The sequence below is a fragment of the Thermomonospora sp. CIF 1 genome, assembly GCF_001896795.1.
Classification (GTDB): Bacteria; Actinomycetota; Actinomycetes; order Streptosporangiales; family Streptosporangiaceae; genus Thermomonospora; species Thermomonospora curvata.
In genome coordinates this window covers 278,274-294,124 of the sequence record NZ_MOYN02000022.1, presented here as the reverse complement: position 1 = coordinate 294,124, position 15,851 = coordinate 278,274, and the positions used below count along the sequence as shown (strand labels likewise).

At 72.6% G+C, this 15,851-nt stretch carries 19 protein-coding genes; 13 read left to right on the top strand and 6 right to left on the bottom strand.

Annotated elements, in window-relative coordinates:
- The first annotated feature begins 5 nt into the window (after positions 1 to 5).
- The gene (locus BUE48_RS17255; RefSeq protein WP_012853793.1) at positions 6 to 902 is read left to right on the top strand and encodes an acetaldehyde dehydrogenase (acetylating); all 897 of its coding nucleotides are present in this window, start codon (positions 6 to 8) and stop codon (positions 900 to 902) included.
- Complete coding sequence (gene dmpG / locus BUE48_RS17250) at positions 902 to 1,936, top strand: 4-hydroxy-2-oxovalerate aldolase (protein WP_012853792.1); 1,035 nt, start codon at positions 902 to 904, stop codon at positions 1,934 to 1,936. The genes BUE48_RS17255 and dmpG overlap by 1 nt, the downstream gene beginning before the upstream one ends.
- 339 nt (positions 1,937 to 2,275) lie before the next feature.
- Here dmpG and BUE48_RS17245 read toward each other — a convergent pair whose 3' ends face one another.
- Complete coding sequence (locus tag BUE48_RS17245) at positions 2,276 to 3,943, bottom strand: toprim domain-containing protein (protein WP_286990536.1); 1,668 nt, start codon at positions 3,941 to 3,943, stop codon at positions 2,276 to 2,278.
- 144 nt (positions 3,944 to 4,087) lie between these two features.
- Between BUE48_RS17245 and BUE48_RS17240 the strand changes: the two genes are divergently transcribed.
- Positions 4,088 to 4,480, top strand: coding sequence for an NUDIX hydrolase (locus BUE48_RS17240; RefSeq protein WP_012853789.1), 393 nt, complete (start codon positions 4,088 to 4,090; stop codon positions 4,478 to 4,480).
- 17 nt (positions 4,481 to 4,497) lie between these two features.
- Here the strand turns inward: BUE48_RS17240 and BUE48_RS17235 are convergent, their stop codons facing one another.
- Entirely contained in the window at positions 4,498 to 5,130 is a 633-nt protein-coding gene (locus tag BUE48_RS17235; RefSeq protein WP_012853788.1) for a MerR family transcriptional regulator, read from the bottom strand.
- 59 nt (positions 5,131 to 5,189) lie between these two features.
- Between BUE48_RS17235 and BUE48_RS17230 the strand changes: the two genes are divergently transcribed.
- Complete coding sequence (locus BUE48_RS17230) at positions 5,190 to 5,651, top strand: hypothetical protein (RefSeq protein ID WP_286990534.1); 462 nt, start codon at positions 5,190 to 5,192, stop codon at positions 5,649 to 5,651.
- A 17-nt stretch (positions 5,652 to 5,668) separates the two neighbouring features.
- Here BUE48_RS17230 and BUE48_RS17225 read toward each other — a convergent pair whose 3' ends face one another.
- Positions 5,669 to 6,388: an IclR family transcriptional regulator gene (locus tag BUE48_RS17225; RefSeq protein ID WP_012853786.1), complete on the bottom strand. Its 720-nt coding sequence runs from the start codon at positions 6,386 to 6,388 to the stop codon at positions 5,669 to 5,671.
- A 242-nt stretch (positions 6,389 to 6,630) separates the two neighbouring features.
- On the opposite strand from BUE48_RS17225, the gene leuC reads away from it, so the two are divergent.
- The 5 genes from leuC to BUE48_RS17200 all read left to right on the top strand — a co-directional run bounded on the left by leuC (position 6,631) and on the right by BUE48_RS17200 (position 9,783).
- The gene (gene leuC, locus BUE48_RS17220) at positions 6,631 to 8,028 is read left to right on the top strand and encodes a 3-isopropylmalate dehydratase large subunit (protein ID WP_012853785.1); all 1,398 of its coding nucleotides are present in this window, start codon (positions 6,631 to 6,633) and stop codon (positions 8,026 to 8,028) included.
- A gap of 42 nt (positions 8,029 to 8,070) precedes the next feature.
- Complete coding sequence (gene leuD / locus BUE48_RS17215; RefSeq protein WP_286990533.1) at positions 8,071 to 8,658, top strand: 3-isopropylmalate dehydratase small subunit; 588 nt, start codon at positions 8,071 to 8,073, stop codon at positions 8,656 to 8,658.
- A 112-nt stretch (positions 8,659 to 8,770) separates the two neighbouring features.
- Positions 8,771 to 9,073 (top strand): SCO5555 family protein, encoded by a 303-nt coding sequence (locus BUE48_RS17210; protein ID WP_052305532.1) that lies wholly within the window; start codon positions 8,771 to 8,773, stop codon positions 9,071 to 9,073.
- A 109-nt stretch (positions 9,074 to 9,182) separates the two neighbouring features.
- Positions 9,183 to 9,461 (top strand): HU family DNA-binding protein, encoded by a 279-nt coding sequence (locus BUE48_RS17205; protein ID WP_012853782.1) that lies wholly within the window; start codon positions 9,183 to 9,185, stop codon positions 9,459 to 9,461.
- Between the two features lie 100 nt (positions 9,462 to 9,561).
- Positions 9,562 to 9,783 carry a hypothetical protein gene (locus BUE48_RS17200; RefSeq protein WP_245536886.1) on the top strand — a complete coding sequence of 74 codons (222 nt, stop codon included), beginning with the start codon at positions 9,562 to 9,564 and terminating at the stop codon, positions 9,781 to 9,783.
- On the opposite strand, the gene cofC is transcribed toward BUE48_RS17200, so the two are convergent.
- On the bottom strand, positions 9,752 to 10,438 hold the full coding sequence (cofC, locus tag BUE48_RS17195) for a 2-phospho-L-lactate guanylyltransferase (protein WP_012853780.1): 687 nt from the start codon (positions 10,436 to 10,438) through the stop codon (positions 9,752 to 9,754). The two genes, BUE48_RS17200 and cofC, sit on opposite strands and share 32 nt — an antisense overlap.
- Before the next feature lie 92 nt (positions 10,439 to 10,530).
- On the opposite strand from cofC, the gene BUE48_RS17190 reads away from it, so the two are divergent.
- Both BUE48_RS17190 and BUE48_RS17185 read left to right on the top strand, forming a co-directional pair.
- Positions 10,531 to 11,280, top strand: a complete 750-nt coding sequence (locus BUE48_RS17190) for a lysophospholipid acyltransferase family protein (protein WP_286990530.1) — start codon at positions 10,531 to 10,533, stop codon at positions 11,278 to 11,280.
- A 178-nt stretch (positions 11,281 to 11,458) separates the two neighbouring features.
- Entirely contained in the window at positions 11,459 to 12,466 is a 1,008-nt protein-coding gene (locus tag BUE48_RS17185) for an NAD(P)H-dependent glycerol-3-phosphate dehydrogenase (RefSeq protein ID WP_012853778.1), read from the top strand.
- Positions 12,467 to 12,479: 13 nt separating this feature from the next.
- On the opposite strand, the gene BUE48_RS17180 is transcribed toward BUE48_RS17185, so the two are convergent.
- Complete coding sequence (locus BUE48_RS17180; protein ID WP_012853777.1) at positions 12,480 to 13,490, bottom strand: D-alanine--D-alanine ligase; 1,011 nt, start codon at positions 13,488 to 13,490, stop codon at positions 12,480 to 12,482.
- Positions 13,491 to 13,738: 248 nt separating this feature from the next.
- Between BUE48_RS17180 and BUE48_RS17175 the strand changes: the two genes are divergently transcribed.
- Positions 13,739 to 14,413 (top strand): acetamidase/formamidase family protein, encoded by a 675-nt coding sequence (locus BUE48_RS17175; protein WP_012853776.1) that lies wholly within the window; start codon positions 13,739 to 13,741, stop codon positions 14,411 to 14,413.
- Positions 14,414 to 14,416: 3 nt separating this feature from the next.
- Here BUE48_RS17175 and BUE48_RS17170 read toward each other — a convergent pair whose 3' ends face one another.
- Positions 14,417 to 15,121, bottom strand: a complete 705-nt coding sequence (locus BUE48_RS17170; protein ID WP_012853775.1) for an enoyl-CoA hydratase-related protein — start codon at positions 15,119 to 15,121, stop codon at positions 14,417 to 14,419.
- Between the two features lie 78 nt (positions 15,122 to 15,199).
- On the opposite strand from BUE48_RS17170, the gene BUE48_RS17165 reads away from it, so the two are divergent.
- Positions 15,200 to 15,817: a TetR/AcrR family transcriptional regulator gene (locus BUE48_RS17165; protein ID WP_286990527.1), complete on the top strand. Its 618-nt coding sequence runs from the start codon at positions 15,200 to 15,202 to the stop codon at positions 15,815 to 15,817.
- Positions 15,818 to 15,851: the final 34 nt, after the last annotated feature.

The window sequence follows — 15,851 nt, the reverse complement described above, 5'->3', positions numbered from 1 at the left end:
TGACCATGGCGGCGACCGCCGCGATCGTCGGGCCGGGCAACATCGGCACCGACCTGCTGTACAAGCTGCTGCGCAGCGAGCACATCGAACCGCGCTACATGGTGGGGATCGACCCCGACAGCGAGGGGCTGAAACGGGCCGCCAAGCTGGGGTTGGAGACCAGCCACGAGGGCATCGACTGGCTGCTGTCCCGTCCCGAAAAGCCCGACCTGGTGTTCGAGGCGACCTCGGCCTATGTGCACCGGGCCGCCGCGCCCCGCTACAAGGAGGCCGGCATCCGGGCCATCGACTTGACCCCCGCCGCGATCGGGCCCGGCGTGGTGCCGCCGGCCAATCTGCGCGAGCACCTGGACGCCGACAACGTCAATTTGGTCACCTGCGGCGGCCAGGCCACCATCCCCATGGTGTACGCGGTCTCCCGGGTGGTGCCGGTGGAGTACGCCGAGATCGTCGCCTCGGTGGCGTCGGTGTCGGCCGGCCCGGGCACCCGCGCCAACATCGACGAGTTCACCAAGACCACCGCCCGCGCCATCGAGACCATCGGCGGCGCCCGCCGCGGCAAGGCCATCATCATCCTCAACCCGGCCGAACCGCCGGTGATCATGCGGGACACGGTGTTCTGCTCGATCCCGCCCGACGCCGACCGCGACAAGATCGCCGAGTCCATCCTGGAGGTGCGGGCCCAGGTCGCCGAGTACGTGCCCGGCTACCGGCTGCGGGCCGAGCCCCAGTTCGACGACCCCAGCCCCGTCAGCGGCGGGATGGCCCGCGTGGCGATCTTCCTGGAGGTGGAGGGCGCGGGCGACTTCCTGCCCCCCTACGCCGGCAACCTCGACATCATGACCGCCGCCGCCACCAAGGTCGGTGAGGTCCTCGCCCAGGAGATCACCGGGAGCGACTGATGACGCCTTACTCCGACACCCTCGACATCCGCGTCACCGACTCCTCGCTGCGCGACGGCTCGCACGCCAAGCGCCACCAGTTCACCGTCGACCACGTCACCTCGGTGGTGGCCGCCCTGGACGAGGCGGGCGTGCCGGTCATCGAGGTCGCCCACGGGGACGGGCTGGGCGGCTCGTCCTTCACCTACGGGTTCTCCAAGACCCCCGAGCAGGAGCTGATCAAGGCCGCGGTCAAGACCGCCACCCGCGCCAAGATCGCCTTCCTGATGCTGCCGGGGGTGGGCGTCAAGGACGACATCCGCGAGGCCGCCGACAACGGCGCCCAGATCTGCCGCATCGCCACCCACTGCACCGAGGCCGATGTGTCGGTGCAGCACTTCGGGCTGGCCCGCGACCTGGGGCTGGAGACCGTGGGCTTCCTCATGATGGCCCACTCCCAGCCGCCGGAGGTGCTGGCCAAGCAGGCCCGGATCATGGCGGACGCCGGCTGCCAGTGCGTGTACGTGGTGGACTCGGCGGGCGCGCTGATCCTGGAGGAGACCTCCGACCGCATCGCCGCGCTGGTCGCCGAGCTGGGCGACGACGCCCAGGTCGGCTTCCACGGCCACGAGAACCTGGGGCTGGGCGTGGCCAACAGCATCGCCGCGGTGCGCGCCGGCGCCAAGCAGATCGACGGCTCGGTCCGCCGGCTGGGCGCCGGGGCGGGCAACACCCCGCTGGAGGCGTTCATCGCGGTCTGCGACAAGCTCGGCATCCGCACCGGCGTGGACGTGTTCAAGATCGTGGACGCCGCCGAGGACGTGGTCCGCCCCGTGATGGACTCCGAGTGCCTGCTGGGCCGGATGGAGATCATGATGGGGTACGCCGGGGTCTACTCCAGCTTCCTCAAGCACGCCGACCGCCTCGCCGAACGCTACGGCGTCTCCGGCGCCCAGATCCTGGTGCGCGCCGGGGAGCGCAAGCTGGTCGGCGGCCAGGAGGACCAGCTCATCGACATCGCCATCGAACTGGCCAAGGAGCAGGCGGCCCAGTGACCCTCACCGACGCGCCGTTCCCGCGGGGTCCAGGCGGGGACGGCGCGGTCTGGGACGCTGCCGTGACCCGCGAAATCGTGGCCTTCGAGGCCTGGGCCGGGGGAGGGCGGAACTCGAAGGCCACGGGTTGAACTTTCGCGGCCCCGGACCGGCGCCGTGTCCCCGCAGATCACCACGTGCGGCACGGCCATCTCGACGTGCGGAGACGGCGTGCCGGAAGAGGCTCGGGCCGACCCGGGAACCGGCCCAGAGCACCCCGTGCCATGGGGGACCGGGCAGCGGCGGATCCTCGACCGCGAAGATCCACCCAAACGCCCCGCCCCGTGGGGGCCGGGGTCCTCACCCCGCTTCCGTTGCACCGGTGACGGCCTCGACCAGGGCCGAGGTGACGGTGGCGTGGTCGAGGTCCAGCCGGGCCGCCACCCGGCCGACCTGCCGGGCCACGTGGCCGGGCGCCATCCCGGCGATCACCGCGGCGGCCGCCCGCAGCGCCGCCACCCGGTCCTCCGGGGAGTGCAGCGCCCCGCCCGCCCGCGCCACGGCCGCATCCACCGCCAGGTCGGCCAGCGGATGCGCGGACGCCAGTGCGCCCCGCAGCGCCGCCGGCCCCCGCCGCCGCAGCACGTCGGCCGGATCGCCGCCCTCGGCGAGCAGCACCGCATCCACCGGCGCGCCCACCTTCGCGAGCACCTCCCAGGCCCGCAGCGCGGCGGCCCGCCCGGCCGCATCGCCGTCCGGCATCACCAGCACCCCCGGACCGTCCGCCCCCTGCCGCAGGCCCCCGGCGGCAGGGGGACCGGACACTCTCGGCCAGACCTTCAGCAGGGCGCGCACCTGGGCCTGCGTCACGGCCGACCCGCAGGTGGCGACGGCGGCATGGGCGGGTGAGGCGGCGTTGACGGCCAGGGCGTCGAACGGCCCTTCCACCAGCACCGGCCGGGCGCCCGCCTCCAGCCGGCCGCGGGCCTCCTGCAGCCCGTACAGCAGCCGGCCCTTGCGGAAGAGCGGCGACTCGGGGCTGTTGAGGTACTTCGGCCCGGCCGCCCCTTCGCGCAGCCGCCCGATGAAACCGGCGATGGCGCCGTCCCCGTCCCGGAGGGCGAACATGGCCCGGTCGCGGAAGAGGTCATACAGCGCGCCGTTCCGCCCCCGCCGGGCCAGCCCGGCGGCGACGATCGCCTCCGGGCGGTGGCCCGAGCTCAGCAGGTGGCCGGTGAGCGCCCGCCACGAAGCGGGCGCGTACCCGATCTGCCACCGCTCCAGGGCGTCCGGCCCCAATCCCCGTTCCGCCAGGTGAGCGGGCACCCAGCTGCCGGGGGCCCGGGCGCGGAAGAACGCGTGCGCGGCGGCCAGGCACTCGCGGGCGGCCTCGACCAGGTCGAGCCTGCCGGTCACGACCCGTGCCGCCCGCAGGATGCGCTCACCGGCGGCCGCGACCGCGGCGGCGTCTGCGGCCCAGGCGCGCACGCGGGGGTAGACCAGAGGCGGAACCGGCACGCCCAGGTGCGCCAGCACCAGGTACGCCACCGACGTGGTGTGCGCGGGCAGCAGCCGGTGGCCCAGCCGCAGGGCGAGCGCGGTCAGCGTGTCGGGCCCGACGGGCGCGTCGTGGTCGACCTGCAGGCCGAGGCTGTCGGCCGCGATCCGCAGCCGCGCCACGGCCGCCTGCGGCGAAGCCTGTTGCGGCCGTGGCGGGGGCCCGCTGGTCTGGGAGATGTCGTACACCGCCCGGCGGCGTCCGTCCGGCGCAAGGATCCTGATCCCGCGTTCGCCGCTTTTCACCCGCCGCCCGGCCGCCCGCCACTCCTCAGGGGAACGGACGTCGGTGGCCGCGGGCCGCTGCGCCGCGATCAGCACCGTGTTGCAAAAGCCGTGGCGGCCGTGCCGCGCCGCCTGCTCCAGCCACCATGTCCACGGCCGCGAGCCGGTCAGCAGCCGGGAGGTCTCCTGCTCGGCGACGCCTTGCAGCGTGTCCGCCGCCTGGGGGACCGGCGTCGCCGTGGACATCGTTCAGCCTCCGCACATCGGGGTGGGGAAGCTGCGTTCCAGGTCATACCCGCGACAATGTTCGCCCTATACATCCCTTTTTGGGGAATTTTTCGACCGGGTATCCCTTTCTCGTTCGCCGTGGCGGCCTGAGAAGATCGCCCCATGCTCGATGTCGTGGCCTGGGTGCACGTCGCCGACCGCCGGATGCTCGCCGTGCGGGCCCGCGGCCGTGACCTGCTCTACCTGCCCGGCGGCAAGCGCGAGGCGGGGGAGGGGGACTGGGCGGCGCTGTCGCGGGAGGTGCGCGAGGAGCTGGCCGTGGAGCTGGACCGGGACTCCTTCCGCCCCCTGGGCGTGGTGCACGCCCCCGCCCATGACCAGCCCGCGCACACCTGCGTCCGGATGGCCTGCTTCACCGCCGGCTTCCGGGGCCGCATCGGCCCGGCCGGCGAGATCGACGAGTGCGTGTACGTGGGGGCGGACGAACGGGACCTGCTCGCCCCCGCCGCCCGCGCCGCCTTCGACCTGGCCGCCTCCCACGGCCTGGTGGGCTGAGGCTCGCCCGCCTTCGCTCACCGCCCGCTGAAGCGCCGCGCCGAGGCGTCCTCCTGGGCCAGCCGGTGCAGGGCGATCAGCACCTGCTCATACAGCACGGTCGTGACCAGCATGCCGCGCACCGCCTGGGCGCGCGGGGTGTCCTCGGCGAGCCTGCCCGTCTCGTGCTCGGCCAGCGCCGCGGCGGCCCGCGCATACGGGCGCAGCTCGTCCGGGCCGGTCGCAAAGCCCAGGCGGCGCAGCGCCACCAGGGTCTGGGCGAGCAGCTCGCGGGCCGGCGCCTGCTCGGTGACCTGCCAGCCCAGCTCGGTAAGGAAGGCGTCCACGTCGTCTCGGGCCTGCTGCAGGTCGGGGTCGTGGCCGGCGGTGGAGGCGTGCGGGCCGAGGGCGTACTGGGTGCGGCCGAACAGGTCGTGCAGGGAGACCTGCTCGTCCTCGAGCGCCTCGACGATGCGCCGGATCGCCGCCACCGGCAGGTCGCCGACCTCGCGCAGCGCCCGGATGAGCCGCAGCCGCTCCAGGTGCGCCTGGTCGTACTCGGCGCGGGTGGCGGCGCACGGCGTGCCCTTCGGCAGCAGACCCTCCCGGATGTAGAACTTGATGGTCTGCACCGGCAGCCCGCTGCGCTCGCTCAGCTCGGAAATCCTCATGGCACCCCCAGTTGGATAGTAGTACTATCCAACTATTGGATAGTGACAGTATCTAATGGGTGGCGGAGCCTCCGCCGCCCGGTGAGGGGCACGCCATGGAGATCCCGTGGTCTTCGACCGGCCACCGCGAGACCGGGGCGACCGCCTTGGTCATGGCCTCCCGCTTCCAGCTGAAGACGCCCTGGCGCGCACCGGCCTTCCTGCTGCACTCGCTGCGGCTGTGGCGGCAGGCCCGGCGCGCACCGGGGGCCCTCGGCGTCTCGCTGCGCGCCCGGCCGCTGCGGGGCACTTTCTGGACCCTGTCGGCCTGGACCGACCGCGAGGCGCTCTACCGCTACGCCCGCACCGACCCGCACGGCGCGGTCATGCGCAAGATCCGCCCGTGGACGCGGGATGCGCAGTTCCGGTTCTGGGAGCTGCCCGTCATTGACCTGCCCCGCGACCGGAACGCCGCCGCCGCTTTGTGGGAGGAGGCCGACCGGCACCTGGCCCTGCCGTTCTCGCCGCGGCGGGCCGCCTGAGCGCTCCTACCGCCCGCTCACCCGGAGGAGCGGCGCATCGCCTCGGTGATGCGCTCGGCGGCGGCGACCACCGGGCCGGCGTACAGCCGTCCAGGGGAGCGGGTCAGCCGCTCCAGCGGGCCGGACACCGAGATGGCGGCGATCACCCGGCCGCCCGCGCCCCGGATCGGGGCCGACACCGAGCCCACCCCCGGTTCGCGCTCGCCGACGCTCTGCGCCCAGCCCCGCCGCCGCACCGAGGCCAGCGTGGCCGCCTCGAACTTGGCGTTGCGCAGCGCCCGGTGCAGCCGGTCGGGATCCTCCCAGGCCAGCAGGACCTGGGCGGCCGAACCGGCGGTCATCGGCAGCGCGCTGCCCACCGGGACGGTGTCGCGCAGCCCGCTGGCCCGCTCGGCCGCCGCCACGCAGATGCGCACGTCCCCCTGCCGCCGGAAGATCTGGACGCTCTCGCCGGTCAGGTCGCGCAACTGGGTCAGCACCGGCTGGGCGACGGCCAGCAGCCGGTCCTCGCCCGCCGCCGCGGCCAGCTCCGCCAGGCGGGGACCGAGGACGAAACGCCCCTGGGCGTCCCGGTGGACCAGCCGGTGATACTCCAGCGCGACGGCGAGCCGGTGGGCCGTCGGCCTGGCCAGTCCGGTGGTCTGCACCAGGCTGGCCAGCGAGGCGGGGCCGGCCTCCAGTGCGTTCAGAACCCGAACAGCTTTGTCGAGTACGCCGACTCCGCTAGAGTTGTCCATACCTCGATATTGCAGTCTTGAAATATGAGATGCAAGTTCGGGGCCCGATTCCGGCGCACCACCCGTGCCCGGAGCGGGCCGGGTAGACCGGCACAGGCAGCGGCATAGACCGGTCGATGAGGGGGACCACCCGGCCCGTCACCTCGGGGGCTGAAGGCCGTTTCCCGCAGACGTCCCAGACGACTTTCCAGACGAGTTTTCCAGACGACAAAGCACGTGACGGATCAGGTGAGGTGGAGCTCATGGGCCGGACACTGGCCGACAAGGTCTACGACGCGCACGTCGTGCGGCGTGCCGAGGGCGAGCCGGACCTTCTGTACATCGACCTGCACCTGGTGCACGAGGTCACCAGCCCGCAGGCGTTCGACGGACTGCGCATGGCCGGCCGCAAGGTCCGCCGGCCGGACCTGACCATCGCCACCGAGGACCACAACGTCCCCACCCAGAACCTGCTGGCCCCCATCGCCGACCCGGTCTCGCGCACCCAGGTGGAGACGCTGCGCAAGAACGCCGCCGAGTTCGGCATCCGGCTGCACCCCATGGGCGACGAGGGCCAGGGCATCGTCCACGTCATCGGCCCGCAGCTCGGGCTGACCCAGCCCGGCATGACGGTGGTGTGCGGCGACTCCCACACCTCCACCCACGGCGCCTTCGGCGCGCTGGCCTTCGGCATCGGCACCAGCGAGGTCGAGCACGTCCTGGCCACCCAGACCCTGCCGCAGATCAAGCCCAAGAACATGGCCGTCACGGTCAACGGCACGCTGCCGGTCGGGGTCACCGCCAAGGACCTGATCCTGGCCATCATCGCCAAGATCGGCACCGGCGGCGGCCAGGGCCACATCATCGAGTACCGCGGCGAGGCCATCCGCGGCCTGTCGATGGAGGGCCGCATGACGGTCTGCAACATGTCCATCGAGGCCGGCGCCCGCGCCGGCATGATCGCCCCGGACGAGACCACCTTCGCCTACCTCAAGGGCCGCCCGCACGCCCCCAAGGGCGCCGAGTGGGACAAGGCCGTCGAGTACTGGAAGTCGCTGCGCACCGACGACGACGCGGTCTTCGACAAGGAGGTGGTGATCGACGCCTCCACCCTGACCCCGTACGTCACCTGGGGCACCAACCCCGGCCAGGGGCTGCCGCTGAGCGAGTCGGTGCCCGACCCGGCCTCGTTCGAGGACCCGATCGAGCGGCAGGCCGCCGAGCGCGCCCTGGAGTACATGGGGCTGACCCCCGGCACCCCGCTGCGCGACATCAAGATCGACACCGTGTTCGTCGGCTCGTGCACCAACGGCCGCATCGAGGACCTGCGGGCCGTCGCCGAGGTGCTCAAGGGCCGCAAGGTCGCCGACGGGGTGCGCATGCTCATCGTCCCCGGCTCCATGAAGGTCAAGGCCCAGGCCCAGGAGGAGGGGCTGGATGAGATCTTCAAGGCCGCCGGCGCCGAGTGGCGGGAGGCCGGCTGCTCGATGTGCCTGGCGATGAACCCCGACAAGCTCTCCCCGGGCGAGCGCAGCGCCTCCACCTCCAACCGCAACTTCGAGGGCCGGCAGGGCCCCGGCGGGCGCACCCACCTGGTCTCGCCCGCCGTCGCCGCGGCCACCGCCGTCACCGGCCGCCTGACCGCGCCCGCCGACCTGTGAGCGTCCCGACCCGAACGCAAACCGACCTGGAGACCCGTCGCGATGGAAGCCTTCACCGTCCACACCGGCCGCGGCGTGCCGCTGCGGCGCAGCAACGTCGACACCGACCAGATCATCCCCGCCGTCTGGCTCAAGCAGGTCAGCCGCACCGGCTTTGAGAAGGGCCTGTTCTCGGCCTGGCGCCAGGACCCGTCCTTCGTGCTGAACCAGCCGCAGTACCAGGGCGCCACCATCCTGATCGCCGGCCCGGACTTCGGCACCGGCTCCTCCCGCGAGCACGCGGTGTGGGCGCTGCAGCAGTACGGCTTCCGCGTGGTGATCTCCCCGCGCTTCGGCGACATCTTCCGCAACAACGCCACCAAGATGGGGCTGCTGCCGGTGGTGCTGCCCACCGAGACCGTCGAGACGCTGTGGGAGACCGTCGAGCGCGACCCGGCCACCGAGATCACCGTGGACCTGGAGGCCCGCCAGGTGCGCGCCGCCGGCCTGACCGCCGGCTTCGACATCGACGACTACACCCGCTGGCGGCTGATGGAGGGCCTGGACGACATCGGGCTCACGTTGCGTCACGCCGACGAGATCGCCGCCTACGAGCAGCGCCGCGCCTCCTGGCTGCCGGTCACCCTCTGACGCCGCCCGAGCCGGGACGAGGCGCCCTTGGAGGGGGCTCGGCGCACGAGCGCGTTCCCCGCAGAGGACAATCCTGTGGGGAACGCGCTCGACGGCTTTTGGGGGCGGTTGCGTGAGCACACCACGGACCTCGCCGGGCGGCCCGCCGTGGGCGGGGCCGCAGTGGGAGGATCCCCTGCTGACCCGGCTGGCCCACCGGCTGCGGGAGGCCCACCGCATGATCGCCCCGCTGCCGCCGGAGCCCAGGCGCCGGCTGATCCGCCACCTGCTGACGATCACGGATCTGGCCAAACGGGACTGCGAGCTGGCCGATCGCAGGTTGCAGGCATTCTTGGCCGATTTCCGGGAACGGGTAGGTGCGCAGGGTGACCAAGCGGATACTTCCAGTTCGCTGATCTCGTCGGAGACCCCGTAGAACGACGAAATCGCCTGCGACACGGGAAGTATTGCTTGCAGGTGATTGTTTCCCTGCCCCACGTCCCCTAGTTTCGTGCGGGCAAGGGGGGAACCGGAGGAGTAACCCAATGAACAAGCGTGAGCTGGTCGACGCCATCTCGGAGCGGCTGGGCAGCAAGAAGGCCGCGGCGGAGGCCGTCGACGCGATCTTGGAGACGATCCAGAACGCCGTCGCCAAGGGCGACAAGGTCGCCATCACCGGGTTCGGTTCGTTCGAGAAGGCCGAGCGGCCCGCCCGCACGGCCCGCAACCCGGCGACCGGCAAGACCATCGAGGTCCCGGCCACGTCGGTGCCCAAGTTCCGGGCAGGTTCGGACTTCAAGAACCTGGTCGCCGGCAAGAAGTAGAACACCCCAGCAAGCCCGTACGCCCGGGGTCCGTGCCGTGCACGGGCCCCGGGCGCGTGCATACCGGGGGAGGGCCCGCGCCGGCGGCTACCCTTGCGGCATGGCGGACAGAGTGCGGATGCAGGCGACGGTCGGCGGCTACGACGCGGCGACGCAAAGCGGCACCGTGCTGCTGGACGACGGAACCGAGCTGGCCTTCGACGCCCGGGCGTTCGCCGCCGGGGGCCTGCGGCTGCTGCGGCTGGGACAGCGGGTCAACCTGGCCGTCGAGGACGGGCGGATCACCGCCGTCACCCTCTCGACGTTTCCGCTCCCGGACTGAAGGCGGGCATGCGAGCCGCCAGAGCGGCCGTGCGCGGGCCCGTTCCCAGCGCCAGAGCGGCCCGCAGGTCGCCGGGGGTGTCCACGTCCCTGCGCAGGCTGTCCAGGCCCTCTATGGCCAGCTCACGGGCTCCCTGGGCGGCGTGCCGGGCGCGCGAGCCCGGCCCGAAGGCGGGCGAGAACGGCACGCCGGGCCGCACCGCGTACAAGGTGGTGCCCACGCCCTGGGCGTCGGCGACGAACGACTCGGCGAAGCCGGCGGCGGCCGCCAGCGCACGCCCCAGCTCCGCCGGGCGCAGCGCCGGCAGGTCCGCCGACATGGCGCCCACCCCGGCCCGCGGCCGGGCCGCCCGGGCCAGCGCCGCCCCGTGGGCCAGCGCCGGGTTCAGCCCGCAGTCCGGCTCGTCCGGCACCACCCGCGCCCCCAGCGCCGACAGCTCCGCGGCGGCCAGCGGATCGTCGGTGACCACGATCACCTCGGCGACCGCCGCGCAGCGCAGCGCCGCGGCCACGGTGTCGGCCGCCACCGCCAGCGCCAGCGCCTGGCGCAGCGGCCCGGCCGCCTCGGCCATCCGGGTCTTCGCCCTGGCCAGCGGCTTGACCGGAAGCACCAGGGACCATGTGAGTTCAGCGTCATGCGACGTTTCAACAGCCATCTCAACTCGACACTACGCGCCGTCACCGGCGACACTGGGGGACCACCCCGTTGCCGTGCGCTCCGGCGGGGTCACGTTCTAGGAAGGCAGTCATGAGTTACGGCTACTCGCCGCGCTGGCGGTTGCTCACAATCGCGGTACTGCGCCCCCTGCTGTTCGGCATGCTCAAGCGGGACTGGCGCGGCCAGCACAACGTGCCGGCCGAAGGCGGAATGATCGTGGCCGCCAACCACCTGTCGTGGGCGGACCCCCTCGCCCTGGCCCACTACGTCTACGAGGCCGGGCGCTACCCGGTCTACCTGGCCAAGTCCCCGCTGTTTGAGACCCGGTTCATCGGAGCGGTGCTGCGCGGCACCGGACAGATCCCGGTCTACCGCGACAGCGTCGACGCCGCCATGGCGCTCAAGGCCGCCGAAGAGGCGCTGCGGGCCGGGCAGTGCCTGATGTTCTACCCCGAGGGCACCTGCACCCGGGACCCGAACCTGTGGCCGATGACCGGGCAGACCGGCGTGGCGCGCCTGGCCATCAGCACCGGCGTCAAGGTGCTGCCGGTCGCCCACTGGGGGGCGCACGAACTGCTGCCCTATGGCACCAAGAAGTTCCGCCCCTTCCCCCGCAAGACCATGCACGTCATCGCCGGGGAGCCGATCGACCTGTCCAAGTACGCCGACCAGCCGATGACCGCCACGGTGCTGCGCGAGGCCACCAATGAGATCATGAGAACGATCGCCGAACTGCTCGGTGAGCTGCGCGGCGAAGAGCCGCCCAAGGAGCTCTACGACCACAAGAAGGCGATCGCCGAACGCCGCCGGCGGGACGGGAAAGGGGCGGCCGCCTCCTGACCGGATCACCGGGTCCGGATCTTGGGGGGTTTGGGGGGCGTTCTTTGGGAGAGCGGACCGGACGGGCGCGATGCGGCCGTCCGGCCCTCCCCTTCGGATCCGAAGGCTCATCCCGGAGACGGGGTGAGGGGACCTCCCCGGCACAAGCAGGCAGCAGGCGAGAAGACGGAGTGGAGCATTGACCAAAGCGGCAGTACTGGGCGCGGGATCATGGGGAACGGTGTTCGCCAAGGTGCTCCACGACGCCGGTACCGAGGTCACGCTCTACGCCCGCCGCCCGGAGATCGCCGAGGCGATCAACCTCAGGCACGAGAACCCCGACTACCTGCCGGGCATCCAGCTGCCCGAGGGGCTGCGCGCCACGACCGACCTGGCCGAGGCGGTCGAGGGCGCCGACATCGTGGCGATCGCCGTGCCGAGCCAGACGCTGCGGGAGAACCTGCGCGTCTGGAGCCCGCTGCTGCCGCCGAAGGCCATCTTGGTCAGCCTGATGAAGGGCATCGAGCTGGGCACCGGGCGGCGGATGTCGGAGGTGATCGCCGAGATGACCGGCGCGTCCCCCGACCGGATCGCCGTGGTGTGCGGCCCCAACCTGGCCCGCGAGATCGGCGCCGGCCAGCCGGGCGCCGCGGTGGCCGCCTGCACCGACGAGGAGACCGCCAAACGGATCCAGGCGGCCTGCATGACCCCCTACTTCCGGGTCTACACCAACACCGACGTGGTCGGCTGCGAGCTGGGCGGGGCGGTCAAGAACGTCATCGCGTTGTGCGTGGGCATCGCCGTGGGCCTGGGCTTCGGCGACAGCACCCGGGCGCTGCTGATGACGCGCGGGCTGGCCGAGATCACCCGGCTGGGCGCCGCGCTGGGGGCCGACGAGCACACCTTCGCCGGGCTGGCCGGCCTGGGCGACCTGGTCGGCACCTGCAGCTCCCCGCTGTCGCGCAACCGCACCTTCGGGGAGAACCTGGGCCGCGGCATGACGTTGGAGCAGACCATCGCGGTGACCAAGCAGACCGCCGAGGGCGTCAAATCCTCTGAGGCGGTGCTGGAGCTGGCCCGCAAGCACAGCGTGGAGATGCCCATCACCGAGGTGGTGGCGCAGGTGATGCACCATGGGATGAGCATCTCCGAGGCGGCGTCGCTGCTGATGTCCCGCTCGCCCAAGCCGGAGCGCTACGGCCTGTGAGGCCGCGGCCCGCTCAGCGGCCGCGGTGCTCGGCCAGGGCGAGCTCGCACAGCCGCTCGCACAGCTCGGCGAAACCGATGCCCACCGCCGCCGCCGACTGCGGCATCAGGCTGGTGGCGGTCATGCCGGGCAGCGTGTTGGCCTCCAGGCACCACAGCCGGCCCTGCGCATCCAGCCGGAAGTCGATCCGGCTGTAGGAGCCCAGCTTGAGCGCCCGGTGCGCGGCCACCGCCAGGCGCTGCACCTCGGCGGCGGTCTCTGCCGGCAGGTCGGCGGGGAAGGTCTCCACCGCCCCGCCGACCTGGTACTTGCTCTGGTAGTCGAAGATCTCCCCCAGCTGCGGGACGATCTCCCCGACCGCCAGCGCCCGCCCGTCCAGCACCCCGACCACCAGCTCGCGGCCGGGCACGAACCGCTCGATCATCACCTCGTGGTCCCAGGCGGCGGCGGTGGCGATCGCCTCCTCCAGCTGCTCGGGCGCCTTGACCACGGTGAGCCCGATGGTGGAGCCCTGGGAGTTGGGCTTGACGATGGCCGGGAAGCCGATCCGCTCGGCCACCTCGGCGGCGGTGGCGGGCGCCATGATCCAGTCGGGGGTGGGCACGCCGGCCTGCCGGAACAGCCGCTTGGACATGTCCTTGTCCATCGCCACGGCGCTGCCCAGCACTCCGCTGCCGGTGTAGGGGATGCCGGCGGCCTTCAGCAGCGCCTGCAGGGTGCCGTCCTCGCCGGAGCCGCCGTGCAGCGCCAGGAACACCACGTCCACGCCGCGCAGCTCGCTGTCCTCGGCGGTCAGCCGGGCGGTCACCTCCGAGGCCGGGATGTCGTCCACTCCGGGCGGGTCGTAGGCGACGGTGGCGCTGACGAACGCCTCCACCTCCTGCGGGCTCAGCTTCCCCTTGGCGGTGTCGATGGCGATGACGTCGTGGCCGCGGTCGCGCAGTGCGGTGAACACCTGTGCGGCGCTGGCGATCGAAACCTCCCGTTCCGAGCTGGCGCCTCCGAACAACACGGCGATCCGCATCACGTCATCCTCGTCGCTGCTGTGTACTGGGCAAATGGACGTGCCCCCGCGTCCGCGCAGCAGCGTAGCAATGAGCGGGCCGCCCCACCTAGACGGACATTTCGGCCATTTCGGTCCCAGGGTGTGACCCCACGCCGTCAGTGAACACTGCCTTACTGACTTGTAAGTCCGTGGTAACGGCCTGGAAACAGGGGAGCGGGCACGATCGTCTCATCGTCACCGTCGCCCAGGAAGGAACGCACCTCTTGATGCTCTCGCCCACGGTGCCGCGGCCGCACGCGCCCGTCCCGGCCGCCGCGCAGGCGGTGCCCGGTCACAACCGCTGGCACCCCGACATCCCCGGGGTCGCGGAGGTGATCACCGGCGGTTCGGTCCGCCTGGAGTGCGAGGGCGCGCTGCCCGGTGACGAGGCCGTCCTGTGCGGCCCGATCGTGGTGGTCGGCGCCGAGCCCGGCGATGTGATCGTGGTGGACGTCCTGGCCCTGGGCCGCCGCGACGGGCGGCATGCGCCCGGCGCTCACCCCGGGGTCATCGGCTGCGCCCCGGCCCCGCACAGCGTGCGGCGGGCAAGGCGCTCTCCCGTCTCCCGCCCCGAGGGCGTCATCCTCGGCAGGGTCCGTCCCGGCCTGCGCGGCTATGAGCAGGTGGCGGCGGAGGCGGTGCCGACGACCCTGCGCGGCCGTGAGATCGTCGACTGCGCGGTCGCCCCGCTGACCGCCGGCTCGCGGATCCTGCTGCCGGTCCACGTCCGCGGGGCCAAGCTCTCAGTGGGGGACCTGCACTTCCCCTCGCCCGAGGCCCCCGACTGCCCGGGGTCCGCCATGCCCGGCTGGATCGACCTGCGGGTCAATCTGACCAAGCGGGGCGTGGAGCGCTTCGGCGTCACCGGCCCCATGCTGATGCCCGGCCCGGACGCCGCCTGACCATCAGCCCGGATTCCCCAGCGCGGCCAGCGCGAGCTCCACCTCCCGGCCGAAGGCCTCCGCCTCGGGCCGCCCCCACTGCTGCAGGGCCGACCGGCGGCTCGCCAGCATCGGCTCCTGCGGCAGCGCCGCCACCGCCTCGGCCAGCCGCAGCGCCTCATCCAGCGCCCGCCCCGGCTCCACCAGCCGGTTGAGCAGCCCCCAGCCCATGGCCTCGGCGGCCGGCACCCGGCGCGCCGTCACGATCATCTCCAGGGCCCGGGCGTGCCCGATCAGCCGCGGCAGCCGCACCGTCCCGGCGTCCATGGACGGCAGCCCGTGCACCAGGTTGAGCAGGCCGAACTCGGCGGTGGCGGAGGCGACCCGCAGATCGCACCACAGCGCCAGCTCCAGCCCGCCCCCGAAACAGGGACCCTCGATCGCCGCGATGACCGGCTTGGCCGGCGCGGCCCGGGTGACCCGCATCGGCGGGGCCTGGCGCGTGGGCACCGGAAACTCCCCGGCGGCGATCGCCTTCAGGTCGTTGCCCGCACAGAACGTCCCGCCGGCCCCGGTCAGCACCGCCACCCGGGCCCGCCCGTCCCGTTCGAAGGCGGCGAACACCTCGGCGATCCGGTCCGCCATGGGCCCGTCCACCGCGTTGCGCCGTTCGGGCCGATCCAGCGTCACGATCCGGACGTGCCCCCGGTCCTCGATGCGTACCGCCATGGCGCCCGCCTTTCTATCTAGATCGATCGTCATATTAGATAGATCGATCTAGTGCCGGCAAGCACTACCCTTGGCCCCATGGACACCCGGCGCCGGTTGCTGGAGGCGAGCGCCCAGCTCTTCCGCTCCCAGGGCTACACCGGAACCGGCCTCAAGCAGATCACCGCGGCCGGCCAGGCCCCCTGGGGCTCCCTCTACCACTTCTTCCCCGGCGGCAAAGAGCAGCTGGGCGTGGAAGCCGTCACCCACTCCGGCGCCCGCTACCTCAAATTGTTCGACCGGGTCTTCACCCGCGCCGGCGCCGACATCGTCCGCACGGTGGCCGACTTCTTCCAGCTCAGCGTGCAGGCCCTGGAAGACTCCGACTACGCCGACGGCTGCCCCATCGCCACCGTCGCCCTGGAGACCGCCTCCACCAGCGAACCCCTCCGCCACGCCTGCGCCGAGGTCTTCGCCTCCTGGCAGACCGCCGTGACCCGCCGCCTGACCGCCGCCGGCATCCCCGAAACCAAGGCCGCCGACCTGTCCACCTACGTCCTCGCCGCCTTCGAAGGCGCCATCCTCCTCAGCCGCACCGCCCGCGACACCCGCCCTTTGCACGTCACATCTGAAATCGTCACCACGACCCTCCGCCGCTCCCTCCAGGAGACCGAGCACCTCTCGAGCGATCCGTCCCGATCCCCGGAACGTTCCTGATCACACGGCGAAACACCTGCCCAGGACATCGCCA